Origin of the sequence: Streptacidiphilus carbonis (assembly GCF_000787775.1) — a bacterium.
GTDB lineage: Bacteria > Actinomycetota > Actinomycetes > Streptomycetales > Streptomycetaceae > Streptacidiphilus > Streptacidiphilus carbonis.
This window is the reverse complement of the sequence record NZ_BBPM01000018.1, coordinates 109,850-128,087: the sequence shown is the minus strand read 5'-3', so window position 1 is coordinate 128,087 and position 18,238 is coordinate 109,850. Positions and strand designations below refer to the sequence as shown.

The following is an 18,238-nucleotide window of genomic DNA, read 5'->3' as shown; positions in this document are numbered from 1 at the left end:
GGCGGGTGCTCCTCGGAGCACCCGCCAGTTCTGCGTTCGAAGGGGCGATGGACAGCAGGTCCGGGGGCGGACCCCCGTCACTCGGCCCGGCTGACCCTCAGGAGGCGGTGGTCGTCCCGGTCGGGGCCGGCCGTTTCCGGACCGGTCCGGCTGTCGCCGCGACCGCCGGCCCCGACCGTCGACCGGTTGCGGTCGAAGGCGATGACGATGGCGCCCTGGGCCACGACCGCCAGCAGGTAGACCGCGGTCAGCAGCGGCCAGGTGCCCGGCGGCTGCCAGTGCGCGTGCGTCGGGATCAGCGGGCCGCTGGTGCCGACCGTGTAGCGCCGCAGCGCCCAGAAGAACGCCATGAAGTCGGCGAACGCGAGCGCCGCCACGGTGAGGGCCACCATCCGGCGCCGCACCGTGGGGCCGAGCGGCTCGTACTTGGCGATGGTGAAGGCCGCGAGGATCGGCAGCCCGACCGCGAAGGGCAGCAGGTAGCGGCCCTGCCAGATCGGGCCGAGCTGGGCCTCCAGGGCCTGGGCGGCGATGGGCACCAGGAAGATCCCCAGGGTGACCGCCGCCAGCGCCAGGCCCACCCGCCGGGGCCCGCTGGCCAGGGCCAGCAGCAGCAGGCCGATGATCACCCCGGGCCAGATCAGCAGGGTGACCTCCGGCGACGGGGTGTCCAGCCAGCCGAAGTTGCCGATCATCTCCTCGATGAAGTGCGGGGTGTAGTGGTACGCCCAGTCCGCGACCTCACGCGCCGTCATCAGCTTTCCGGCGGTGGTGGAGTGGTCCGGGTGGGTCATGTTCCAGACCTCGCCGCCGAGGAAGGCCGCGCCGGCGATCCCGGTCCACAGCCAGCTGATCCGCCGCCGTACCACCGCCATGACGGTCGCGCGTTCGGACACCAGAAGCCCGCAGACGACCGCGGCGGCGACCCAGGCCAGCCCCAGCGGGCGGATGCAGAAGAGCGAGCCCGCGGCGACGCCGGCCCGCGCCATCCGGTGTTTCAGCAGCAGCGGGTCGGGGGCCATGAAGATCGACAGCACCGAGGCCCAGGCGAGGATGCCGGCCGCGCACTCGACCGCGTTGGGATTGACCGTCCCGCCCAGGAACAGCATCATCGGCACGGCCGCCGCGACGACGCCCAGCAGCGCCATGCCCGGCCGCCGCCACTCCGAGGCGGTGACCACCGCGCTCGCCAGCAGCACGGCGCAGATCAGCGCGCTGAGCACGCGCATCGCGTACAGCCCGTCGACCCCGTGCAGGAAGAGCGTCGGCCAGCCGACGGCGAGGTAGTACAGCGGGTTGTAGAGCCCTGCCGTCGTGATCATGTCGACGTCCTGGCTGCCGCCCTGGAAGGAGGACTGGCAGCCGGCCGGCGTGCTGGAGTGGTTGGAGTAGCAGCGATGCATCGCGTCGAGCGACAGATACCGCTCCGGGAGGTGGATGCCGGTGACGACCTCCGCGCGGAGTATCCCGGCGATCATGTTGTCGCGCTCCACCGGTGGGCCGTTGATCTCGCCGCGGGCCACGGACGCGGCCCGGGTGATGTGGTCCGGTTCGTCCGGTGCCGCCGTCATCGGCGTGGCGAAGGTCCAACAGGTCATCAGGGCGAAGAAGACGAGGAAACCCGCGAGCCAGATGCGCTTGCGGCCTGCGATCATCCCGGCCCTCGGAGCGCCGAGTAGCGAGGACATACTGGAGTCAACCCTTTGGTCAGTTCAGCGCGTGGGCCGATAGCACACCCGGACGCTGGCTCACGTTACCCCACACATTCCACACAGCAGACGGTGCCTCAGTGTGTGTCAGGTGAGGGATCTTCCGCCCCGCCGCGCCCGGAATTCACGGGTTCCGGGAGGCCGCTCTCCGGGGGATCGGAGTATGATCCGGCCGATTGGCGTGGGTCATGTCCGGTATGGCACACTGTCCAAGTTGCTCGGTTGAGCGCCGATGCTGCGCGCCTCCCATCGGGAGGACCGGAAGCGAGTCCCACAGTACTCGTCGTGCCCGTGATGGCCGTTGCCTAGTTGATGTTCGACGAAGCGCGGCAGCTGCGGCACGGACGTACGGGAATCTTCCGGGAAGTGCGGACAGGCCCTCAACCCGGCGTTCCGCCCCAGGTGTGAACCCCCCGGTTCCGCCGCCTGGGGCCTCTGAGTTCGACCAAGGCTTTCTTATGGCGGGCAGCGCGACACGCCCGACCGCGTGGGTCGAACGGAACGCCACTGGGGGCTCCACCCGGAGCCTTCGGCCGCAGAAGCAGCAATATCGACACGAAGGACTACAAGAAGCCATGGCGGGACAGAAGATCCGCATCCGGCTGAAGGCCTACGACCACGAGGTCATCGACTCCTCGGCGAAGAAGATCGTCGAGACGGTGACGCGTACTGGTGCGCAGGTCGCAGGCCCGGTGCCGCTGCCCACTGAGAAGAACGTGTACTGCGTCATCCGCTCGCCGCACAAGTACAAGGACTCGCGCGAGCACTTCGAGATGCGCACGCACAAGCGTCTGATCGACATCCTCGACCCGACCCCCAAGACCGTTGACTCTCTGATGCGACTCGACCTCCCGGCCGGCGTCGACATCGAGATCAAGCTCTGAAGGGGCTGAACGAAGATGGCTAAGCAGATGAAGGGGATCCTGGGCGAGAAGCTCGGCATGACCCAGGTCTGGGACGAGAACAACCGGATCGTTCCGGTGACCGTCGTCAAGGCCGGGCCCAATGTCGTGACCCAGGTCCACACCGCTGACGGCACCGGCTACGACGCCGTGCAGATCGGCTTCGGCGAGATCGACCCGCGCAAGGTGAACAAGCCCCTCGCGGGCCACTTCGCCAAGGCCGGTGTCACCCCCCGTCGCCACCTCGTCGAGCTGCGCACCAGCGACGCCGGCGAGTACACCCTGGGCCAGGAGATCACCGCTGAGGTGTTCGAGGCCGGTATCAAGGTCGACGTGACCGGTACCAGCAAGGGCAAGGGCTTCGCGGGTGTCATGAAGCGCCACAACTTCCACGGTCTGGGCGCCGGCCACGGCGTGCAGCGCAAGCACCGCTCGCCCGGCTCGATCGGTGGCTGCGCCACCCCGGGTCGTGTGTTCAAGGGCATGCGCATGGCGGGTCGTATGGGTCACGAGCGCGTGACCACCCAGAACCTGACCGTCCACGCCGTTGACGCGGAGAAGGGCCTGCTCCTCATCAAGGGAGCGATCCCCGGTCCGAACGGCGGCCTCATCCTGGTCCGCACTGCGGCAAAGGGGGCCTGAAGCAATGAGCACCATCAATGTTCTCTCCCCCGCGGGTGAGACTGTCGGCACCGTCGAGCTGCCGGCCGAGATCTTCGACGCGAAGGTCAGCATTCCGCTGATCCACCAGGTCGTCGTCGCCCAGCTGGCTGCGGCCCGCCAGGGCACGCACAAGACCAAGACCCGCGCCGAGGTCCGCGGTGGCGGCCGCAAGCCCTACCGCCAGAAGGGCACCGGCCGCGCCCGTCAGGGTTCGACCCGCGCTCCGCAGTTCGCCGGCGGTGGCGTCGTGCACGGCCCCGTACCGCGCGACTACTCGCAGCGGACCCCCAAGAAGATGAAGGCCGCCGCGCTCCGTGGCGCCCTCACCGACCGGGCCCGCAACGCCCGCATCCACGTCGTCACCGGCGTGACCGCGGGCGAGGCGCCGTCCACCAAGGCTGCCCGCACCCTGATCGGCAAGATCAGCGAACGCAAGAACGTCCTCCTCGTCGTCGAGCGCGACGACGAGCTGGCGATCAAGAGCGCCCGCAACCTGCCCGAGGTGCACATCCTGGACGCCGGTCAGCTGAACACCTACGACGTGCTCGTCTCCGACGATGTGGTCTTCACCCAGGCCGCCTTCGAGCGCTTTGTGGCCGGCCCTGCCGCGTCCGCGAAGGCCGTTGCCTCTTCGAGCGAGCTCGAAGGGAGCGACGCCTGATGAGCGACGCGACGATCACCAGCAAGACGTTCACGGACCCCCGTGACGTGCTGCTCAAGCCGGTCATCTCGGAGAAGAGCTACGCGCTCCTCGACGAGGGCAAGTACACGTTCATCGTGGCGCCGGGCTCGAACAAGACCCAGATCAAGCAGGCCGTCGAGACGGTCTTCGCGGTCAAGGTCGCCAATGTCAACACGATCAACCGGGTGGGCAAGCGCAAGCGCTCGCGCACCGGTTTCGGCAAGCGCAAGGACACCAAGCGCGCCATCGTGACGCTGGCAGAGGGCAGCAAGCCCATCGACATCTTCGGGGCTCCGACCTCCGCCTGACGGCGAGTCGGATAACCGAAACGGACGAGGACAGAAGAAGCCATGGGCATCCGCAAGTACAAGCCGACAACGCCGGGCCGTCGTGGCTCCAGCGTTGCCGACTTCGTCGAGATCACGCGGTCCGAGCCGGAAAAGTCGCTGGTCCGCCCGCTGCACAGCAAGGGCGGTCGTAACAACACCGGTCGCGTCACCGTCCGCCACCAGGGTGGCGGTCACAAGCGCGCGTACCGCGTCATCGACTTCCGTCGTCACGACAAGGACGGCGTTCCGGCCAAGGTCGCTCACATCGAGTACGACCCCAACCGCACCGCACGCATCGCGCTGCTGCACTACGCAGACGGCGAGAAGCGCTACATCATCGCCCCGGCCAAGCTGGGCCAGGGCGACCGGGTTGAGAACGGCCCCCAGGCCGACATCAAGCCCGGCAACAACCTGCCGCTGCGCAACATCCCGGTCGGTACGGTCATCCACGCCATCGAGCTCCGGCCCGGTGGCGGCGCGAAGATCGCCCGTTCCGCGGGTTCCTCCGTGCAGCTGCTCGCGAAGGAGGGCGTCTACGCCCACCTCCGCATGCCCTCGGGCGAGGTTCGCCTGGTCGACGCCCGCTGCCGCGCCACCATCGGTGAGGTCGGCAACGCCGAGCAGTCGAACATCAACTGGGGCAAGGCCGGCCGTATGCGCTGGAAGGGCGTTCGCCCGACCGTGCGTGGTGTCGCCATGAACCCGATCGACCACCCGCACGGTGGTGGTGAGGGCAAGACCTCCGGTGGTCGCCACCCGGTTTCGCCGTGGGGTCAGAAGGAGGGTCGTACTCGTTCGCCGAAGAAGGCGTCCAACAAGTACATCGTCCGCCGCCGCAAGACGAACAAGAAGCGCTAGGAGCAGTCTCGATGCCGCGCAGCCTCAAGAAGGGGCCCTTCGTCGACGACCACCTCATGAAGAAGGTGGATGTTCAGAACGAAGCAGGTACCCAGAACGTCATCAAGACCTGGTCCCGCCGCTCCATGATCGTGCCGGCGATGCTGGGCCACACCCTCGCGGTGCATGACGGTCGCAAGCACATCCCGGTGTTCGTCACCGAGTCGATGGTCGGCCACAAGCTCGGCGAGTTCGCGCCGACCCGCACCTTCCGCGGCCACGTCAAGGACGACCGCAAGTCGAAGCGCCGCTAAGGCGGGGTGCGAAGACCATGACAGACACCGACAAGGGGATTCCCATGGAAGCCAGGGCATCGGCGCGGTACATCCGCGTAACGCCCATGAAGGCCCGCCGCGTGGTGGACCTTGTCCGTGGCATGAATGCCACGGAGGCCCAGGCGGTCCTGCGTTTCGCTCCGCAGGCCGCGAGCGTGCCGGTCGGCAAGGTGCTGGACAGCGCCATCGCCAACGCCGTGCACAACTACAACCACAACAACGTGGAGTCGCTGTACGTCGCTGAGGCGTACGTCGACGAGGGCCCGACCCTGAAGCGTTTCCGTCCGCGGGCCCAGGGCCGCGCGTACCGGATTCGCAAGCGGACGAGCCACATCACCGTGGTTCTTGCCTCGAAGGAGGGCACCCGCTAATGGGTCAGAAGATCAACCCGAACGGGTTCCGACTCGGCATCACCACGGACTTCAAGTCCCGCTGGTACGCCGACAAGCTGTACAAGGACTACGTCAAGGAAGACGTCGCCATCCGCAGGATGATGACGTCCGGCATGGAGCGCGCCGGCATCTCGAAGGTTGAGATCGAGCGCACCCGTGACCGCGTGCGGGTGGACATCCACACCGCTCGTCCGGGCATCGTCATCGGCCGCCGCGGCACCGAGGCCGACCGCATCCGCGGCGACCTCGAGAAGCTCACGGGCAAGCAGGTCCAGCTGAACATCCTCGAGGTCAAGAACCCCGAGATGGACGCTCAGCTGGTCGCCCAGGGCGTTGCCGAGCAGCTGTCCTCCCGCGTCTCCTTCCGTCGCGCCATGCGTAAGAGCATGCAGGGCACGATGAAGTCGGGCGCCAAGGGCATCAAGATCCAGTGCTCCGGCCGTCTCGGCGGCGCCGAGATGTCCCGCTCGGAGTTCTACCGCGAGGGCCGCGTGCCCCTGCACACCCTGCGCGCCAACGTGGACTACGGCTTCTTCGAGGCCAAGACCACCTTCGGCCGCATCGGCGTCAAGGTCTGGATCTACAAGGGCGACGTCAAGAACATCGCCGAGGTCCGTGCCGACAACGCCGCCGCCAAGGCCGGCAACCGTCCGCCCCGTGCGGGCGGTCCGGGCGAGCGCCCCCGTCGGGGCGAGCGTCCCGCCGGCGGCGAGCGCGGTGGCCGTGGTCGTCGTCCCGCCACCGAGGCTCCGGCCGCGGTGACCGAGGCTCCGGCCGAGGCTTCCACCTCGAACGACACTGGAACGGAGGCCTGACCCCATGCTGATCCCTCGCAGGGTCAAGCACCGCAAGCAGCACCACCCCAAGCGGCGTGGCATGGCTAAGGGCGGTACCGAGCTGGCGTTCGGTGAGTACGGCCTGCAGGCCGTCTCCCCGGCGTACGTGACGAACCGGCAGATCGAGTCCGCTCGTATCTCCATCACCCGTCACATCAAGCGCGGTGGCAAGGTCTGGATCAACATCTACCCGGACCGTCCCCTCACCAAGAAGCCCGCCGAGACCCGCATGGGTTCCGGCAAGGGCTCGCCGGAGTGGTGGATCGCCAACGTGCACCCCGGACGCGTGATGTTCGAGTTGTCGTACCCGAACGAGAAGATTGCCCGCGAGGCGCTCACCCGCGCCGCGCACAAGCTTCCGATGAAGTGCCGGATTGTCCGGCGCGAGGCAGGTGAGAGCTGATGGCCACCACCACGGCTGCAGAGCTTCGCGAGCTGGACAACGAGGCCCTCGTTGCCAAGCTGCGTGAGGCCAAGGAGGAGCTGTTCAACCTCCGCTTCCAGGCGGCGACCGGGCAGCTCGACAACCACGGACGGCTCAAGCTCGTCCGCAAGGACATCGCGCGGATCTACACCCTGATGCGTGAGCGCGAGCTGGGCATCGAGACGGTGGAGAGCGCCTGATGACTGAGACTGAGAACACGACCGCAGCACGCGGCTTCCGCAAGACCCGTGAGGGTCTGGTCGTCAGCGACAAGATGGACAAGACCGTCGTCGTCGCCGTCGAGGACCGCGTCAAGCACGCGCTGTACGGCAAGGTCATCCGCCGTACGAACAAGCTGAAGGCGCACGACGAGGCCAACGCCGCGGGCGTCGGCGACCGCGTCCTCCTCATGGAGACCCGGCCGCTGTCCGCGACGAAGCGCTGGCGCGTCGTCGAGATCCTCGAGAAGGCCAAGTAGTAACGAACGCGATTGGGCGCGGCTCGTATGTGCCCGAGGTTCCCCCCGCTGCGAGAGCAGTGCGGGAGAGCGCTCGGGTGAGCAGCGGGCCGGCCCGGTCCCGATCGTTGACGATCAGGAGAAAGCTGTGATCCAGCAGGAGTCGCGACTGCGTGTCGCCGACAACACTGGTGCGAAGGAGATCCTTTGCATCCGTGTTCTCGGTGGCTCCGGCCGACGCTACGCGGGTATCGGTGACGTCATCGTCGCCACCGTCAAGGACGCGATCCCCGGTGGCAACGTGAAGAAGGGCGATGTGGTCAAGGCCGTCATCGTCCGCACCGTGAAGGAGCGCCGTCGTCCGGACGGTTCCTACATCCGTTTCGACGAGAACGCCGCCGTCATCCTCAAGAACACCGATGGTGACCCGCGCGGCACGCGCATCTTCGGCCCGGTGGGCCGCGAGCTGCGCGACAAGAAGTTCATGAAGATCATCTCGCTTGCGCCGGAGGTGCTCTGATCATGGCGAACAGCATGAAGATCAAGAAGGGTGACCTGGTCCAGGTCATCACCGGCAAGGACAAGGGCAAGCAGGGCAAGGTCATCCAGGCCATCCCCACTGAGAACCGCGTCCTGGTCGAGGGTGTCAACCGGGTCAAGAAGCACACCAAGGTCGGCCAGACCGCCCGTGGTGCCCAGACCGGCGGCATCGTGACCACTGAGGCCCCGATCCACGTGAGCAACGTTCAGCTCGTCGTGGAGAAGGACGGCAAGAAGGTCGTCACCCGCGTCGGTTACCGCTTCGATGACGAGGGCAACAAGATCCGCGTTGCCAAGCGAACCGGTGAGGACATCTGATGACCGACACCTCTGTTGAGAAGGTGACCCCCCGTCTCAAGGAGCGCTACCGCTCCGAGATCAAGGGTCAGCTGCAGGAGCAGTTCTCCTACGAGAACGTCATGCTGATCCCCGGCCTGGTCAAGGTCGTGGTCAACATGGGTGTGGGCGACGCCGCCCGCGACTCCAAGCTGATCGACGGCGCGGTCAAGGACCTCACCGCGATCACCGGCCAGAAGCCGACCGTGACCAAGGCCCGCAAGTCCATCGCGCAGTTCAAGCTGCGTGAGGGCCAGCCGATCGGTACCCACGTCACCCTTCGCGGGGACCGCATGTGGGAGTTCCTGGACCGCCTGGTGTCGCTCGCGCTCCCGCGCATCCGCGACTTCCGCGGTCTGTCGCCGAAGCAGTTCGACGGCAAGGGCAACTACACCTTCGGTCTGACCGAGCAGGTCATGTTCCACGAGATCGACCAGGACAAGGTCGACCGGCAGCGGGGCATGGACATCACGGTGGTCACCACTGCCCAGACCGACGACGAGGGCCGGGCGCTGCTGCGTGCCCTTGGCTTCCCGTTCAAGGAGAACTGAGCACATGGCGAAGAAGTCCCTCATCGCGAAGGCGGAGCGCAAGCCGAAGTTCGGCGTCCGGGGTTACACCCGGTGCCAGCGCTGCGGTCGCCCGCACTCCGTGTACCGCAAGTTCGGCCTCTGCCGCGTCTGCCTTCGTGAGATGGCTCACCGCGGCGAGCTGCCGGGCGTCACCAAGAGCTCCTGGTAATCCAGTAGTTCTGGGCATACAGAGGTCTCCGGCCTGGCCGCCGTTTTTGGAACTCCTCCGGGAGTCCCGTAGGGTGGCTAGGTCGGGGCCCTGTTGCCCCGAAAAAGTCTTACTACACCGTAGGTCCCCGCGCCGCGCCCGCTCTGGTTGAACCCCGGGCTGCGCGCTTCGGGAAACCGCGGTGAGAGAGGCCACAGGCCATCATGACCATGACCGACCCGATCGCAGACATGCTGACGCGTCTGCGAAACGCGAACTCGGCCTACCACGACACTGTCGTGATGCCCCACAGCAAGATCAAGACTCACATCGCCGAGATCCTCCAGCAGGAGGGCTACATCACGGGATGGAAGGTTGAGGAGCCCAAGGAGGGCGAGGTCGGCAAGAAGCTGACCGTCGACCTCAAGTTCGGCCCCAACCGCGAGCGCTCGATCGCGGGCATCAAGCGGATCTCCAAGCCGGGTCTGCGGGTCTACACCAAGTCCACCGCTATGCCGAAGGTGCTCGGCGGCCTGGGAGTGGCGATCATCTCCACTTCCGCGGGTCTGCTCACCGGACAGCAGGCAGCCAAGAAGGGCGTGGGTGGGGAAGTCCTCGCCTACGTCTGGTAACTCAGGGAAACGGAGGTACAGCAATGTCTCGCATTGGACGGCTGCCCATCCCGGTTCCCGCCGGCGTGGACGTCACCATCGATGGCCGCACGGTCTCGGTCAAGGGCCCGAAGGGTTCCCTTGCCCACACCGTTGCCGCGCCGATCGACATCGCCAAGGGTGAGGACGGCACTCTGCTCGTCACCCGCCCCAACGACGAGCGTCAGTCCAAGGCCCTGCACGGCCTGACTCGCACGCTGGTGGCGAACATGATCACCGGCGTGACCGCGGGCTACCGCAAGTCGCTCGAGATCAGCGGCGTCGGCTACCGAGTCGCAGCGAAGGGCTCCTCCATGGAGTTCGCGCTCGGCTACAGCCACCCCATCCTGATCGAGGCCCCCGAAGGCATCGCCTTCGTCGTCGAGTCGCCCACCAAGTTCCACGTGGACGGCATCGACAAGCAGCAGGTCGGTGAGGTCGCGGCCAAGATCCGCAAGCTGCGCAAGCCCGACCCGTACAAGGCCAAGGGTGTCAAGTACGCCGGCGAGGTCATCCGCCGCAAGGTCGGAAAGAGTGGTAAGTAACTCATGAGCCTCAGTGTGAAGATCGGCAAGGGCAACGCCTACAAGGCTGCCGCCCGCAAGCGCCGCGCCATCCGCGTCCGCAAGCGCGTCTCCGGTACGCCGGTGCGTCCGCGCCTGGTCGTGTCCCGGTCCAACCGCCACATTCTGGCGCAGGTGATCGACGACCTCGCGGGCCACACGCTGGCTTCGGCGTCCACCCTCGACGTGTCCATCAAGGGCGTCGACGGTGACAAGACCGAGCAGGCCAAGAAGGTCGGAGCCCTGGTCGCCGAGCGCGCCAAGGCCGCCGGCATCGAGTCGGTCGTCTTTGACCGCGCGGGCAACCAGTACGCCGGGCGCATCGCCGCCCTGGCGGACGCCGCCCGTGAGTCCGGGCTCGACTTCTGACCCGCTCGCCCAAGCTGGCGGACGTAAACGAGAGAGGTAAATCCAATGGCTGGACCCCAGCGCCGCGGTAGCGGCGCCGGCGGCGGCACCGGCGGTGGCGAGCGGCGTGACCGTAAGCGGGATGGTCGTGACGGCGCTCCCGTCGTCGAGAAGACCGCGTACGTCGAGCGTGTTGTCGCGATCAACCGTGTCGCCAAGGTTGTCAAGGGTGGTCGTCGCTTCAGCTTCACCGCGCTGGTCGTGGTTGGCGATGGCGACGGCACCGTAGGTGTCGGTTACGGCAAGGCCAAGGAAGTTCCCGCGGCCATTGCCAAGGGTGTCGAGGAAGCGAAGAAGAACTTCTTCAAGGTTCCCCGCATCCAGGGCACCATCCCCCACCCGATCCAGGGTGAGAAGGCCGCGGGCGTCGTCCTGCTCAAGCCGGCTTCGCCGGGTACCGGTGTCATCGCCGGTGGTCCCGTGCGCGCCGTGCTCGAGTGCGCGGGCGTCCACGACATCCTGTCGAAGTCCCTGGGCTCCGACAACGCCATCAACATCGTGCACGCCACGGTCGCCGCTCTGAAGGGCCTTCAGCGCCCGGAGGAGATCGCGGCCCGCCGTGGCCTGCCGCTCGAGGACGTCGCTCCCGCAGCCCTGCTGCGTGCGCGTGCGGCTGGGCAGGGGGCTGCGTAATGGCTCGCCTCAAGATCACCCAGACCAAGTCCTACATCGGCAGCAAGCAGAACCACCGTGACACCCTGCGTTCGCTTGGTCTCAAGCGCATGCATGACGTGGTCGTGAAGGAGGACCGTCCCGAGATCCGCGGGATGGCCCAGACCGTCCGCCACCTCGTCACGGTCGAGGAGGTGGACTAAATGGCGGAGCAGAACCCGCTGAAGATCCACAACCTGCGTCCCGCCCCGGGTGCCAAGACCAACAAGACCCGTGTGGGTCGTGGTGAGGCATCCAAGGGTAAGACCGCTGGTCGTGGTACCAAGGGCACCAAGGCCCGCTATCAGGTGCCGGCGCGTTTCGAGGGTGGCCAGATGCCCCTTCACATGCGCCTGCCGAAGCTCAAGGGCTTCAAGAACCCGTTCCGGGTGGAGTTCCAGGTCGTGAACCTGGACAAGCTCGGTGCGCTCTACCCCGAGGGTGGCGAGGTCACCGTCGAGGACCTGGTCGCCAAGGGCGCGGTTCGCAAGAACTCGCTCGTCAAGGTGCTCGGCACCGGTGAGATCACCGTCGCGCTGCAGGTTTCGGTTGACGCCGTCTCCGGCTCCGCCGCGGAGAAGATCACCGCTGCGGGCGGTTCGGTGACCGAGCTCATCTGAGCTCTCACCTGACAAGCCTTCAAGGCCCGGTTCCCCCCTGTTCGCAGGGGGGAACCGGGCCTTCTGGCGTGCCGGCCGCCGGGTGGGGCCAAGCTGTGCGGGCCACGCGCTTCATTCGAGTGGCCACGGACTGTTAGAGTCCGTGGAGTCCACTTGTAGGTTGGCCGCAGATTCTGTCCGCGTGCCGTCGCCGAACGGTGGCACACCCACCGTCTTCCGGCCCTGTTGCACTCGTAGCGGGCCCAGATCACCCGTCCCTCCCGCCGGCTCGGCAGGGAGCTGCAGGAGGCACCGTGCTCACCGCGTTCGCCCGGGCGTTCAAGACGCCCGACCTGCGCAAGAAGCTGCTGTTCACGCTGGGCATCATGGTCGTCTTCCGGATGGGTGCGCACATCCCCGTCCCGGGAGTGAACTTCAAGGCCGTCCAGGCGTGTGTGAACGCTTCCGCGAAGAGTGGGAACGGGCTGCTCGGCCTGGTCAACCTCTTCAGTGGCGGCGCTCTGCTGCAGATCACCGTCTTCGCGCTGGGCATCATGCCCTACATCACCTCCAGCATCATCCTTCAGCTGCTGACGGTGGTGATCCCGCGTCTGGACGCCCTGAAGAAGGAGGGCCAGGCCGGGCAGACCAAGATCACGCAGTACACCCGCTACCTGACCATCGCGCTGGCCATCCTGCAGGCGACCGGCATCGTGGCGACCGCCTCCAGCGGCGCCCTGTTCGGCAGCGTCAACTGCGACACCAGTCAGATCGTCCCGGACCAGAGCATCTTCCGGATCGCCACCATGGTGATCACGATGTCCGCGGGCACCGTGGTCATCATGTGGCTGGGTGAGCTGATCACCGACCGGGGCATCGGCAACGGCATGTCGATCCTGATCTTCACCTCGGTCGCGGCCGGCTTCCCGTCCTCGCTCTGGGCGATCAAGGTCCAGAAGGGCTGGGCCACCTTCGCCTTCGTGATCATCATGGGCCTGGCCATGGTCGCCCTGGTGGTCTTCGTGGAGCAGGCGCAGCGCCGGATCCCGGTGCAGTACGCGAAGCGCATGATCGGCCGGCGGGCCTACGGCGGGACCTCGACCTACATTCCGCTGAAGGTGAACCAGGCCGGTGTGATCCCGGTCATCTTCGCCAGCTCGCTGCTCTACATCCCGGGCCTGATCGTCCAGCTGAGCGGATCAACCGCCGGATGGGCCCAGTGGGTTGACTCAAACCTGGTCAAGAGCGACAAACCGCTCTACGGCGGGCTGTACTTCCTGTTGATCGTCTTCTTCGCCTTCTTCTACGTCGCCATCTCCTTCAACCCCGAAGAAGTTGCCGACAATATGAAGAAGTATGGTGGCTTCATCCCGGGCATCCGGGCGGGCCGCCCGACGGCCGAATACCTGAACTACGTGCTTACCAGGATCACCTGGCCCGGCTCGCTGTACCTGGGCCTGATCGCGATGGTGCCACTGGTGGCGCTCGGGTTGTTCGGAGCGTCTCAGAACTTCCCGTTCGGCGGTACGAGCATCCTCATCATTGTTGGTGTCGGCCTTGAAACTGTGAAGCAGATCGAGAGCCAGCTCCAGCAGCGCAACTACGAAGGGTTCCTCCGCTGATGCGTATTGTCCTCGTCGGGCCGCCTGGGGCCGGGAAGGGTACTCAGGCCGCGCTGCTGGCCAAGACCCTGTCCATTCCCCATGTGTCCACCGGTGACCTCTTCCGCGCCAACATCAGCCAGGGCACCGAGCTCGGTCTCGCTGCCAAGAGCATCATGGACTCGGGCAAGCTGGTGCCGGACGAGGTGACGATCGCCATGGCCAAGGACCGCCTTGCCCAGGCTGACGCCGCCGACGGCTTCCTGCTCGACGGGTTCCCGCGCAATGTGGCCCAGGCCGAGGCACTGGACGCGATCCTGGTCGAGTGGGGCATCGCGCTGGACGGCGTGCTGGACCTGGAGGTCCCGGAGGACGAGGTCGTCCGCCGGATCGCCGGTCGGCGGATCTGCCGTAACGAGGGCAACCACGTGTTCCACGTGGAGTACAACCCGCCGAAGGTCGACGGGGTCTGTGACGAGTGCGGTGGTGAGCTGTACCAGCGCTCGGACGACACCGAGGCGAGCGTCCGCGTCCGCCTGGACGTCTACCACACGCAGACCGAGCCGATCATCGAGTACTACCGGAAGCAGGGGCTGGTCACCACCATCTCTGCGCTGGGCAAGGTCGACGAGGTGACCCAGCGCGCGATCGAGGCGCTGCGGAAGAACGACGGCGAGGGCTGACCCCCTCGCACCAGCACGCCGGCCGTGACGCCCTGACGGGTGTCACGGCCGACGCGCGTTGAGCGACCGGGCCGTACCGTGGATGGCGGCGGCACCGGCTGCGACTTTCCGGGGGTGCCCCGGACCCCCCGATTACCCCGCGGTACTGGAAGGCGAGAGCGCATGGTTGAGATCAAGACCCCCGAGCAGATCAAGAAGATGCGGGAGGCGGGCCTGGTCGTCGCCGAGGCGCTGAAGGCCTGCCGGGAGGCGGTGGCACCGGGGATCAGCACCGGGGAGCTGAACTCCATCGCCGCCAAGGTGATCGCCGACCACGGCGCCACCTCCAACTTCCTCGGCTACCACGGCTTCACGGGTGTGATCTGCGCCTCCGTCAACGACGAGGTGGTTCACGGCATCCCGGGCGAGCGGGTGCTGGCCGACGGCGACATGATCTCCATCGACTGCGGCGCCATCGTCGACGGCTGGCACGGCGACGCGGCGATCACCTGCTTCGTTGGCGGCGGCCACGCCGAGGAACTGCTGCGGCTCAGCCAGGTCACCGAGGACTCGATGTGGGCCGGCATCGCCCAGGTGAAGAAGGGCAACCGGCTCTCGGATATCAGCCGGGCCATCGAGTCCTACATCCGCCGGCAGCCGCTGCCGCCCAAAGGCAAGTACGGCATCATCGAGGACTTCGGCGGCCACGGCATCGGCTCGGCCATGCACATGGACCCGCACCTGCTGAACTACGTGGACCGCAAGCGCGGGCGCGGTATGAAGCTGGTCCCCGGCTTCGCCATCGCCATCGAGCCGATGGTCAGCCTCGGCACCCCCAAGACGCACACCCTCGCCGACGAGTGGACCGTCAAGACCAACGACGGCACCTGGTCCTCGCACTGGGAGCACTCCATCGCCGTCACCGAGGAGGGGCCGCTGGTGCTCACCGCCTTCGACGGCGGCCGGGCCAAGCTGGCCGAGCTGGGCATCACCGCGGCGCCGGACCCGCTGGCCTGAGGCACGGGCTGAGGCGCGGACCGCGGCACGAGCCGACGCGGACAGAACGGATTTCGCGATCGCTTGTCCGCTGACGTAGACTGCTGTGTCGGCTCACTCGTAGCTTGCTCCCGCATGCCTTCGTCCGTTGCGGCGAGGTGGACTTAGCGGTCCCTGCGTGAGTGCCGACTACGGTAGTCGAACCCCGGAAGGCGATACCCGCAGGACATGGCCAAAAAGCAAGGCGCCATCGAGATCGAGGGCACCGTCATCGAGTCTCTGCCGAACGCCATGTTCAAGGTAGAGCTGCAGAACGGGCACAAAGTCCTCGCCCACATCAGCGGCAAGATGCGTATGCACTACATCCGCATCCTCCCGGACGACCGGGTCGTCGTCGAGCTCAGCCCGTACGACCTGACCCGTGGTCGAATTGTCTACCGGTACAAGTAAGCAAGAAGCAGATCTCGCGCCGCGTGCACTCGCGGCGCGCTCGACCCGGAGAACCTGAATCCCATGAAGGTCAAGCCGAGCGTCAAGAAGATCTGCGACAAGTGCAAGGTGATCCGCCGTCACGGCCGGGTCATGGTGATCTGCGAGAACCTGCGCCACAAGCAGCGTCAGGGCTGATCACTTCCCTTCACGGGTCGTAACTCTTCGCGCGACGCGAAAAACAACATGAAGCGGGATGCCCGATCCACTCGTTCCTGAGGCAGCACAGTCTCGGAATGAGCGGACTGCCACCCTCGGTCCGGAGGCCGGGGCTCCATCGACGAGAGTCGAAGGAGAGGCATCGCGTCAGACCTCCGAAGGAACACAGGAGCCACATTCATGGCACGCCTCGCCGGCGTTGATCTCCCCCGCGAAAAGCGGATCGAGATCGCCCTCACCTACGTGTACGGCATCGGCCGTACCCGCTCGAAGCTCGCCCTCGCCGAGACCGGTGTCAACCCGAACATCCGTGTTCGCGACATCACCGAGGACGACCTGGTCAAGCTGCGCGACTTCGTCGACGCCAACTTCAAGGTCGAGGGTGACCTCCGCCGTGAGGTCGCCGCTGACATCCGCCGCAAGGTCGAGATCGGCTGCTACCAGGGTCTGCGCCACCGTCGCGGCCTGCCGGTCCACGGTCAGCGCACCCACACCAACGCCCGTACCCGCAAGGGTCCGCGTCGCGCGATTGCCGGCAAGAAGAAGCCCGGCAAGAAGTAGTCCGCCCCAACACCGGACTTGAATCCGGCCCGCTGGGCTAGCGGACCGACCACCTCAGTAGGAGAAACAGACTTATGCCCCCCAAGGGTCGTCAGGCTGCCGGCGCGAAGAAGATCCGCCGCAAGGAAAAGAAGAACGTCGCTCACGGCCACGCGCACATCAAGAGCACGTTCAACAACACCATCGTCTCCATCACGGACCCCTCGGGCAACGTGATCGCGTGGGCGTCCTCGGGCCACGTCGGCTTCAAGGGCTCCCGCAAGTCGACTCCGTTCGCCGCGCAGATGGCCGCCGAGGCCGCCGCGCGTCGCGCCCAGGAGCACGGCATGCGCAAGGTGGACGTCTTCGTGAAGGGTCCGGGCTCCGGCCGCGAGACCGCGATCCGCTCCATCCAGGCCACCGGCCTGGAGGTCGGCTCGATCCAGGACGTCACCCCCACCCCGCACAACGGCTGCCGTCCCCCCAAGCGCCGTCGCGTCTGACGCACCGCGCTTGCTCTTCGGCAGGTATGTAGTACCGGGATACGGCCCCTGTTCGCTCAGGGGCCGTATCCTTGCTTTCGTCGGCATCAAATAGTGGGTGCCGAAGATCTATCTGGAGGAATCACCTCATGCTGATCGCTCAGCGTCCGTCGCTGACCGAAGAGGTCGTCGACGAGTTCCGCTCCCGGTTCGTGATCGAGCCGCTGGAGCCGGGCTTCGGCTACACCCTCGGCAACTCGCTCCGCCGCACGCTCCTCTCCTCGATCCCCGGCGCTGCTGTCACCAGCATCCGGATCGACGGTGTCCTGCACGAGTTCACCACCGTGCCGGGCGTCAAGGAGGACGTCACCGACCTCATCCTGAACATCAAGCAGCTGGTCGTCTCCTCGGAGCACGACGAGCCGGTCGTGATGTACCTGCGCAAGCAGGGCCCGGGTCTGGTCACCGCCGCCGACATCGCGCCCCCGGCCGGTGTCGAGGTGCACAACCCCGAGCTGGTCCTGGCCACGCTCAACGGCAAGGGCAAGCTGGAGATGGAGCTGACCGTCGAGCGCGGTCGCGGCTACGTCTCCGCCGTCCAGAACAAGCAGTCGGGCCAGGAGATCGGCCGGATCCCGGTCGACTCCATCTACAGCCCGGTGCTCAAGGTCACCTACAAGGTCGAGGCGACCCGAGTCGAGCAGCGTACCGACTTCGACAAGCTCATCGTCGACGTCGAGACCAAGCCCGCCATGCGTCCCCGTGACGCCATGGCCTCGGCCGGCAAGACCCTGGTGGAGCTGTTCGGTCTCGCCCGCGAGCTGAACATCGACGCCGAGGGCATCGACATGGGCCCGTCCCCCACGGACGCCGCCCTGGCCGCCGATCTCGCCCTGCCGATCGAGGAGCTCGAGCTCACCGTTCGGTCGTACAACTGCCTCAAGCGCGAGGGCATCCACACCGTGGGTGAGCTCGTCGCCCGCTCGGAGGCCGACCTGCTCGACATCCGCAACTTCGGTGCGAAGTCGATCGACGAGGTCAAGGCGAAGCTGGCCGGCATGGGCCTGGCCCTCAAGGACAGCCCGCCCGGATTCGACCCGACCGCCGCCGCCGACGCCTTCGGCGCCGACGACGACGACCCGGGTTTCGCCGAGACCGAGCAGTACTGATCCAGTTCTGATCCAGCACTGATCACCGTTCAGGTGGTACGGGACCGCTCCGGCGGTCCCGTACTCTTGATGGCTGTATGACCAAGCCGTAGCGGCAACAGTGCCGC

General features: G+C 66.7%; 30 protein-coding genes. 29 read left to right on the top strand and 1 reads right to left on the bottom strand.

Annotated elements, in window-relative coordinates; all coding sequences use genetic code 11:
- Window positions 1–77: 77 nt before the first annotated feature.
- The gene (locus TR46_RS16825; protein ID WP_084718581.1) at window positions 78–1,688 is read right to left on the bottom strand and encodes a DUF2142 domain-containing protein; all 1,611 of its coding nucleotides are present in this window, start codon (window positions 1,686–1,688) and stop codon (window positions 78–80) included.
- Between the two features lie 596 nt (window positions 1,689–2,284).
- Between TR46_RS16825 and rpsJ the strand changes: the two genes are divergently transcribed.
- The 29 genes from rpsJ (at window position 2,285) to TR46_RS16680 (ending at window position 18,131) form a co-directional block, all read left to right on the top strand.
- Complete coding sequence (gene rpsJ, locus TR46_RS16820; protein ID WP_020549238.1) at window positions 2,285–2,593, top strand: 30S ribosomal protein S10; 309 nt, start codon at window positions 2,285–2,287, stop codon at window positions 2,591–2,593.
- A gap of 15 nt (window positions 2,594–2,608) precedes the next feature.
- On the top strand, window positions 2,609–3,253 hold the full coding sequence (gene rplC / locus TR46_RS16815) for a 50S ribosomal protein L3 (RefSeq protein ID WP_042401231.1): 645 nt from the start codon (window positions 2,609–2,611) through the stop codon (window positions 3,251–3,253).
- Between the two features lie 4 nt (window positions 3,254–3,257).
- Entirely contained in the window at window positions 3,258–3,935 is a 678-nt protein-coding gene (rplD, locus tag TR46_RS16810; protein ID WP_042401229.1) for a 50S ribosomal protein L4, read from the top strand.
- Window positions 3,935–4,264, top strand: coding sequence for a 50S ribosomal protein L23 (gene rplW, locus TR46_RS16805; protein ID WP_042401225.1), 330 nt, complete (start codon window positions 3,935–3,937; stop codon window positions 4,262–4,264). The genes rplD and rplW overlap by 1 nt, the downstream gene beginning before the upstream one ends.
- Window positions 4,265–4,306: 42 nt before the next feature.
- Complete coding sequence (rplB, locus tag TR46_RS16800) at window positions 4,307–5,143, top strand: 50S ribosomal protein L2 (protein ID WP_030251595.1); 837 nt, start codon at window positions 4,307–4,309, stop codon at window positions 5,141–5,143.
- 11 nt (window positions 5,144–5,154) lie between these two features.
- Window positions 5,155–5,436, top strand: coding sequence for a 30S ribosomal protein S19 (rpsS, locus tag TR46_RS16795; RefSeq protein WP_030251592.1), 282 nt, complete (start codon window positions 5,155–5,157; stop codon window positions 5,434–5,436).
- Between the two features lie 44 nt (window positions 5,437–5,480).
- Window positions 5,481–5,828 (top strand): 50S ribosomal protein L22, encoded by a 348-nt coding sequence (gene rplV, locus TR46_RS16790; protein ID WP_042401222.1) that lies wholly within the window; start codon window positions 5,481–5,483, stop codon window positions 5,826–5,828.
- Window positions 5,828–6,664 (top strand): 30S ribosomal protein S3, encoded by an 837-nt coding sequence (rpsC, locus tag TR46_RS16785; protein WP_030251589.1) that lies wholly within the window; start codon window positions 5,828–5,830, stop codon window positions 6,662–6,664. The genes rplV and rpsC overlap by 1 nt, the downstream gene beginning before the upstream one ends.
- Window positions 6,665–6,668: 4 nt before the next feature.
- A complete protein-coding gene (gene rplP, locus TR46_RS16780; RefSeq protein ID WP_030251586.1) occupies window positions 6,669–7,088 on the top strand; it encodes a 50S ribosomal protein L16 in 420 nt (139 codons plus the stop codon).
- Window positions 7,085–7,309, top strand: coding sequence for a 50S ribosomal protein L29 (gene rpmC, locus TR46_RS16775; protein WP_042401218.1), 225 nt, complete (start codon window positions 7,085–7,087; stop codon window positions 7,307–7,309). The genes rplP and rpmC overlap by 4 nt, the downstream gene beginning before the upstream one ends.
- Complete coding sequence (gene rpsQ / locus TR46_RS16770; RefSeq protein WP_030251582.1) at window positions 7,309–7,587, top strand: 30S ribosomal protein S17; 279 nt, start codon at window positions 7,309–7,311, stop codon at window positions 7,585–7,587. The genes rpmC and rpsQ overlap by 1 nt, the downstream gene beginning before the upstream one ends.
- Window positions 7,588–7,714: 127 nt before the next feature.
- Window positions 7,715–8,086, top strand: coding sequence for a 50S ribosomal protein L14 (gene rplN / locus TR46_RS16765; protein ID WP_030251577.1), 372 nt, complete (start codon window positions 7,715–7,717; stop codon window positions 8,084–8,086).
- Between the two features lie 14 nt (window positions 8,087–8,100).
- Complete coding sequence (gene rplX / locus TR46_RS16760) at window positions 8,101–8,424, top strand: 50S ribosomal protein L24 (protein ID WP_030251573.1); 324 nt, start codon at window positions 8,101–8,103, stop codon at window positions 8,422–8,424.
- Window positions 8,424–8,993, top strand: coding sequence for a 50S ribosomal protein L5 (gene rplE, locus TR46_RS16755; RefSeq protein WP_030251571.1), 570 nt, complete (start codon window positions 8,424–8,426; stop codon window positions 8,991–8,993). Before rplX ends, rplE begins: the two co-directional genes overlap by 1 nt.
- Window positions 8,994–8,997: 4 nt before the next feature.
- Window positions 8,998–9,183, top strand: a complete 186-nt coding sequence (locus TR46_RS16750; RefSeq protein ID WP_030251570.1) for a type Z 30S ribosomal protein S14 — start codon at window positions 8,998–9,000, stop codon at window positions 9,181–9,183.
- 203 nt (window positions 9,184–9,386) lie between these two features.
- Entirely contained in the window at window positions 9,387–9,794 is a 408-nt protein-coding gene (rpsH, locus tag TR46_RS16745; protein ID WP_030251568.1) for a 30S ribosomal protein S8, read from the top strand.
- A 23-nt stretch (window positions 9,795–9,817) separates the two neighbouring features.
- Window positions 9,818–10,357 (top strand): 50S ribosomal protein L6, encoded by a 540-nt coding sequence (gene rplF / locus TR46_RS16740; RefSeq protein WP_042401213.1) that lies wholly within the window; start codon window positions 9,818–9,820, stop codon window positions 10,355–10,357.
- Window positions 10,358–10,360: 3 nt separating this feature from the next.
- Complete coding sequence (gene rplR, locus TR46_RS16735; protein WP_042401209.1) at window positions 10,361–10,744, top strand: 50S ribosomal protein L18; 384 nt, start codon at window positions 10,361–10,363, stop codon at window positions 10,742–10,744.
- 45 nt (window positions 10,745–10,789) lie between these two features.
- Entirely contained in the window at window positions 10,790–11,416 is a 627-nt protein-coding gene (gene rpsE / locus TR46_RS16730; RefSeq protein WP_042401206.1) for a 30S ribosomal protein S5, read from the top strand.
- Entirely contained in the window at window positions 11,416–11,598 is a 183-nt protein-coding gene (gene rpmD / locus TR46_RS16725) for a 50S ribosomal protein L30 (RefSeq protein ID WP_030251557.1), read from the top strand. The genes rpsE and rpmD overlap by 1 nt, the downstream gene beginning before the upstream one ends.
- Window positions 11,599–12,054, top strand: coding sequence for a 50S ribosomal protein L15 (gene rplO, locus TR46_RS16720; protein WP_042401203.1), 456 nt, complete (start codon window positions 11,599–11,601; stop codon window positions 12,052–12,054). It abuts the gene before it with no gap.
- A gap of 293 nt (window positions 12,055–12,347) precedes the next feature.
- Window positions 12,348–13,655: a preprotein translocase subunit SecY gene (gene secY / locus TR46_RS16715; protein ID WP_042401202.1), complete on the top strand. Its 1,308-nt coding sequence runs from the start codon at window positions 12,348–12,350 to the stop codon at window positions 13,653–13,655.
- Window positions 13,655–14,317, top strand: coding sequence for an adenylate kinase (locus tag TR46_RS16710; protein WP_042401199.1), 663 nt, complete (start codon window positions 13,655–13,657; stop codon window positions 14,315–14,317). Before secY ends, TR46_RS16710 begins: the two co-directional genes overlap by 1 nt.
- A gap of 162 nt (window positions 14,318–14,479) precedes the next feature.
- On the top strand, window positions 14,480–15,313 hold the full coding sequence (gene map, locus TR46_RS16705) for a type I methionyl aminopeptidase (protein WP_042401196.1): 834 nt from the start codon (window positions 14,480–14,482) through the stop codon (window positions 15,311–15,313).
- Window positions 15,314–15,520: 207 nt separating this feature from the next.
- Window positions 15,521–15,742 carry a translation initiation factor IF-1 gene (gene infA / locus TR46_RS16700; RefSeq protein WP_003956442.1) on the top strand — a complete coding sequence of 74 codons (222 nt, stop codon included), beginning with the start codon at window positions 15,521–15,523 and terminating at the stop codon, window positions 15,740–15,742.
- A gap of 63 nt (window positions 15,743–15,805) precedes the next feature.
- Window positions 15,806–15,919, top strand: a complete 114-nt coding sequence (gene rpmJ / locus TR46_RS16695; RefSeq protein ID WP_009740505.1) for a 50S ribosomal protein L36 — start codon at window positions 15,806–15,808, stop codon at window positions 15,917–15,919.
- 201 nt (window positions 15,920–16,120) lie between these two features.
- Window positions 16,121–16,501 carry a 30S ribosomal protein S13 gene (gene rpsM / locus TR46_RS16690; protein WP_030251540.1) on the top strand — a complete coding sequence of 127 codons (381 nt, stop codon included), beginning with the start codon at window positions 16,121–16,123 and terminating at the stop codon, window positions 16,499–16,501.
- Between the two features lie 74 nt (window positions 16,502–16,575).
- Window positions 16,576–16,983: a 30S ribosomal protein S11 gene (gene rpsK, locus TR46_RS16685; RefSeq protein ID WP_030251538.1), complete on the top strand. Its 408-nt coding sequence runs from the start codon at window positions 16,576–16,578 to the stop codon at window positions 16,981–16,983.
- 128 nt (window positions 16,984–17,111) lie between these two features.
- Window positions 17,112–18,131: a DNA-directed RNA polymerase subunit alpha gene (locus tag TR46_RS16680; RefSeq protein WP_030251536.1), complete on the top strand. Its 1,020-nt coding sequence runs from the start codon at window positions 17,112–17,114 to the stop codon at window positions 18,129–18,131.
- Window positions 18,132–18,238: the final 107 nt, after the last annotated feature.

Excerpts from the sequence above, each read along its gene's own strand:
- rplC (WP_042401231.1), top strand. The coding sequence starts at position 2,609 with ATGGCTAAGCAGATGAAGGGGATCCTGGGCGAGAAGCTCGGCATGACC.
- rplE (WP_030251571.1), top strand. The coding sequence starts at position 8,424 with ATGACCGACACCTCTGTTGAGAAGGTGACCCCCCGTCTCAAGGAGCGC.
- rplP (WP_030251586.1), top strand. The coding sequence starts at position 6,669 with ATGCTGATCCCTCGCAGGGTCAAGCACCGCAAGCAGCACCACCCCAAG.
- rplW (WP_042401225.1), top strand. The coding sequence starts at position 3,935 with ATGAGCGACGCGACGATCACCAGCAAGACGTTCACGGACCCCCGTGAC.
- rplR (WP_042401209.1), top strand. The coding sequence starts at position 10,361 with ATGAGCCTCAGTGTGAAGATCGGCAAGGGCAACGCCTACAAGGCTGCC.
- rpmD (WP_030251557.1), top strand. The coding sequence starts at position 11,416 with ATGGCTCGCCTCAAGATCACCCAGACCAAGTCCTACATCGGCAGCAAG.
- rpmJ (WP_009740505.1), top strand. The coding sequence starts at position 15,806 with ATGAAGGTCAAGCCGAGCGTCAAGAAGATCTGCGACAAGTGCAAGGTG.
- rplX (WP_030251573.1), top strand. The coding sequence starts at position 8,101 with ATGAAGATCAAGAAGGGTGACCTGGTCCAGGTCATCACCGGCAAGGAC.
- rpsK (WP_030251538.1), top strand. The coding sequence starts at position 16,576 with ATGCCCCCCAAGGGTCGTCAGGCTGCCGGCGCGAAGAAGATCCGCCGC.
- rpsQ (WP_030251582.1), top strand. The coding sequence starts at position 7,309 with ATGACTGAGACTGAGAACACGACCGCAGCACGCGGCTTCCGCAAGACC.
- rpsE (WP_042401206.1), top strand. The coding sequence starts at position 10,790 with ATGGCTGGACCCCAGCGCCGCGGTAGCGGCGCCGGCGGCGGCACCGGC.
- rpsH (WP_030251568.1), top strand. The coding sequence starts at position 9,387 with ATGACCATGACCGACCCGATCGCAGACATGCTGACGCGTCTGCGAAAC.
- rplF (WP_042401213.1), top strand. The coding sequence starts at position 9,818 with ATGTCTCGCATTGGACGGCTGCCCATCCCGGTTCCCGCCGGCGTGGAC.
- rpsC (WP_030251589.1), top strand. The coding sequence starts at position 5,828 with ATGGGTCAGAAGATCAACCCGAACGGGTTCCGACTCGGCATCACCACG.
- TR46_RS16710 (WP_042401199.1), top strand. The coding sequence starts at position 13,655 with ATGCGTATTGTCCTCGTCGGGCCGCCTGGGGCCGGGAAGGGTACTCAG.
- TR46_RS16825 (WP_084718581.1), bottom strand. The coding sequence starts at position 1,688 with ATGTCCTCGCTACTCGGCGCTCCGAGGGCCGGGATGATCGCAGGCCGC.
- rpsJ (WP_020549238.1), top strand. The coding sequence starts at position 2,285 with ATGGCGGGACAGAAGATCCGCATCCGGCTGAAGGCCTACGACCACGAG.
- rpsS (WP_030251592.1), top strand. The coding sequence starts at position 5,155 with ATGCCGCGCAGCCTCAAGAAGGGGCCCTTCGTCGACGACCACCTCATG.
- map (WP_042401196.1), top strand. The coding sequence starts at position 14,480 with ATGGTTGAGATCAAGACCCCCGAGCAGATCAAGAAGATGCGGGAGGCG.
- rpsM (WP_030251540.1), top strand. The coding sequence starts at position 16,121 with ATGGCACGCCTCGCCGGCGTTGATCTCCCCCGCGAAAAGCGGATCGAG.
- rplV (WP_042401222.1), top strand. The coding sequence starts at position 5,481 with ATGGAAGCCAGGGCATCGGCGCGGTACATCCGCGTAACGCCCATGAAG.
- rplB (WP_030251595.1), top strand. The coding sequence starts at position 4,307 with ATGGGCATCCGCAAGTACAAGCCGACAACGCCGGGCCGTCGTGGCTCC.
- infA (WP_003956442.1), top strand. The coding sequence starts at position 15,521 with ATGGCCAAAAAGCAAGGCGCCATCGAGATCGAGGGCACCGTCATCGAG.
- rplO (WP_042401203.1), top strand. The coding sequence starts at position 11,599 with ATGGCGGAGCAGAACCCGCTGAAGATCCACAACCTGCGTCCCGCCCCG.
- TR46_RS16750 (WP_030251570.1), top strand. The coding sequence starts at position 8,998 with ATGGCGAAGAAGTCCCTCATCGCGAAGGCGGAGCGCAAGCCGAAGTTC.
- rplD (WP_042401229.1), top strand. The coding sequence starts at position 3,258 with ATGAGCACCATCAATGTTCTCTCCCCCGCGGGTGAGACTGTCGGCACC.
- TR46_RS16680 (WP_030251536.1), top strand. The coding sequence starts at position 17,112 with ATGCTGATCGCTCAGCGTCCGTCGCTGACCGAAGAGGTCGTCGACGAG.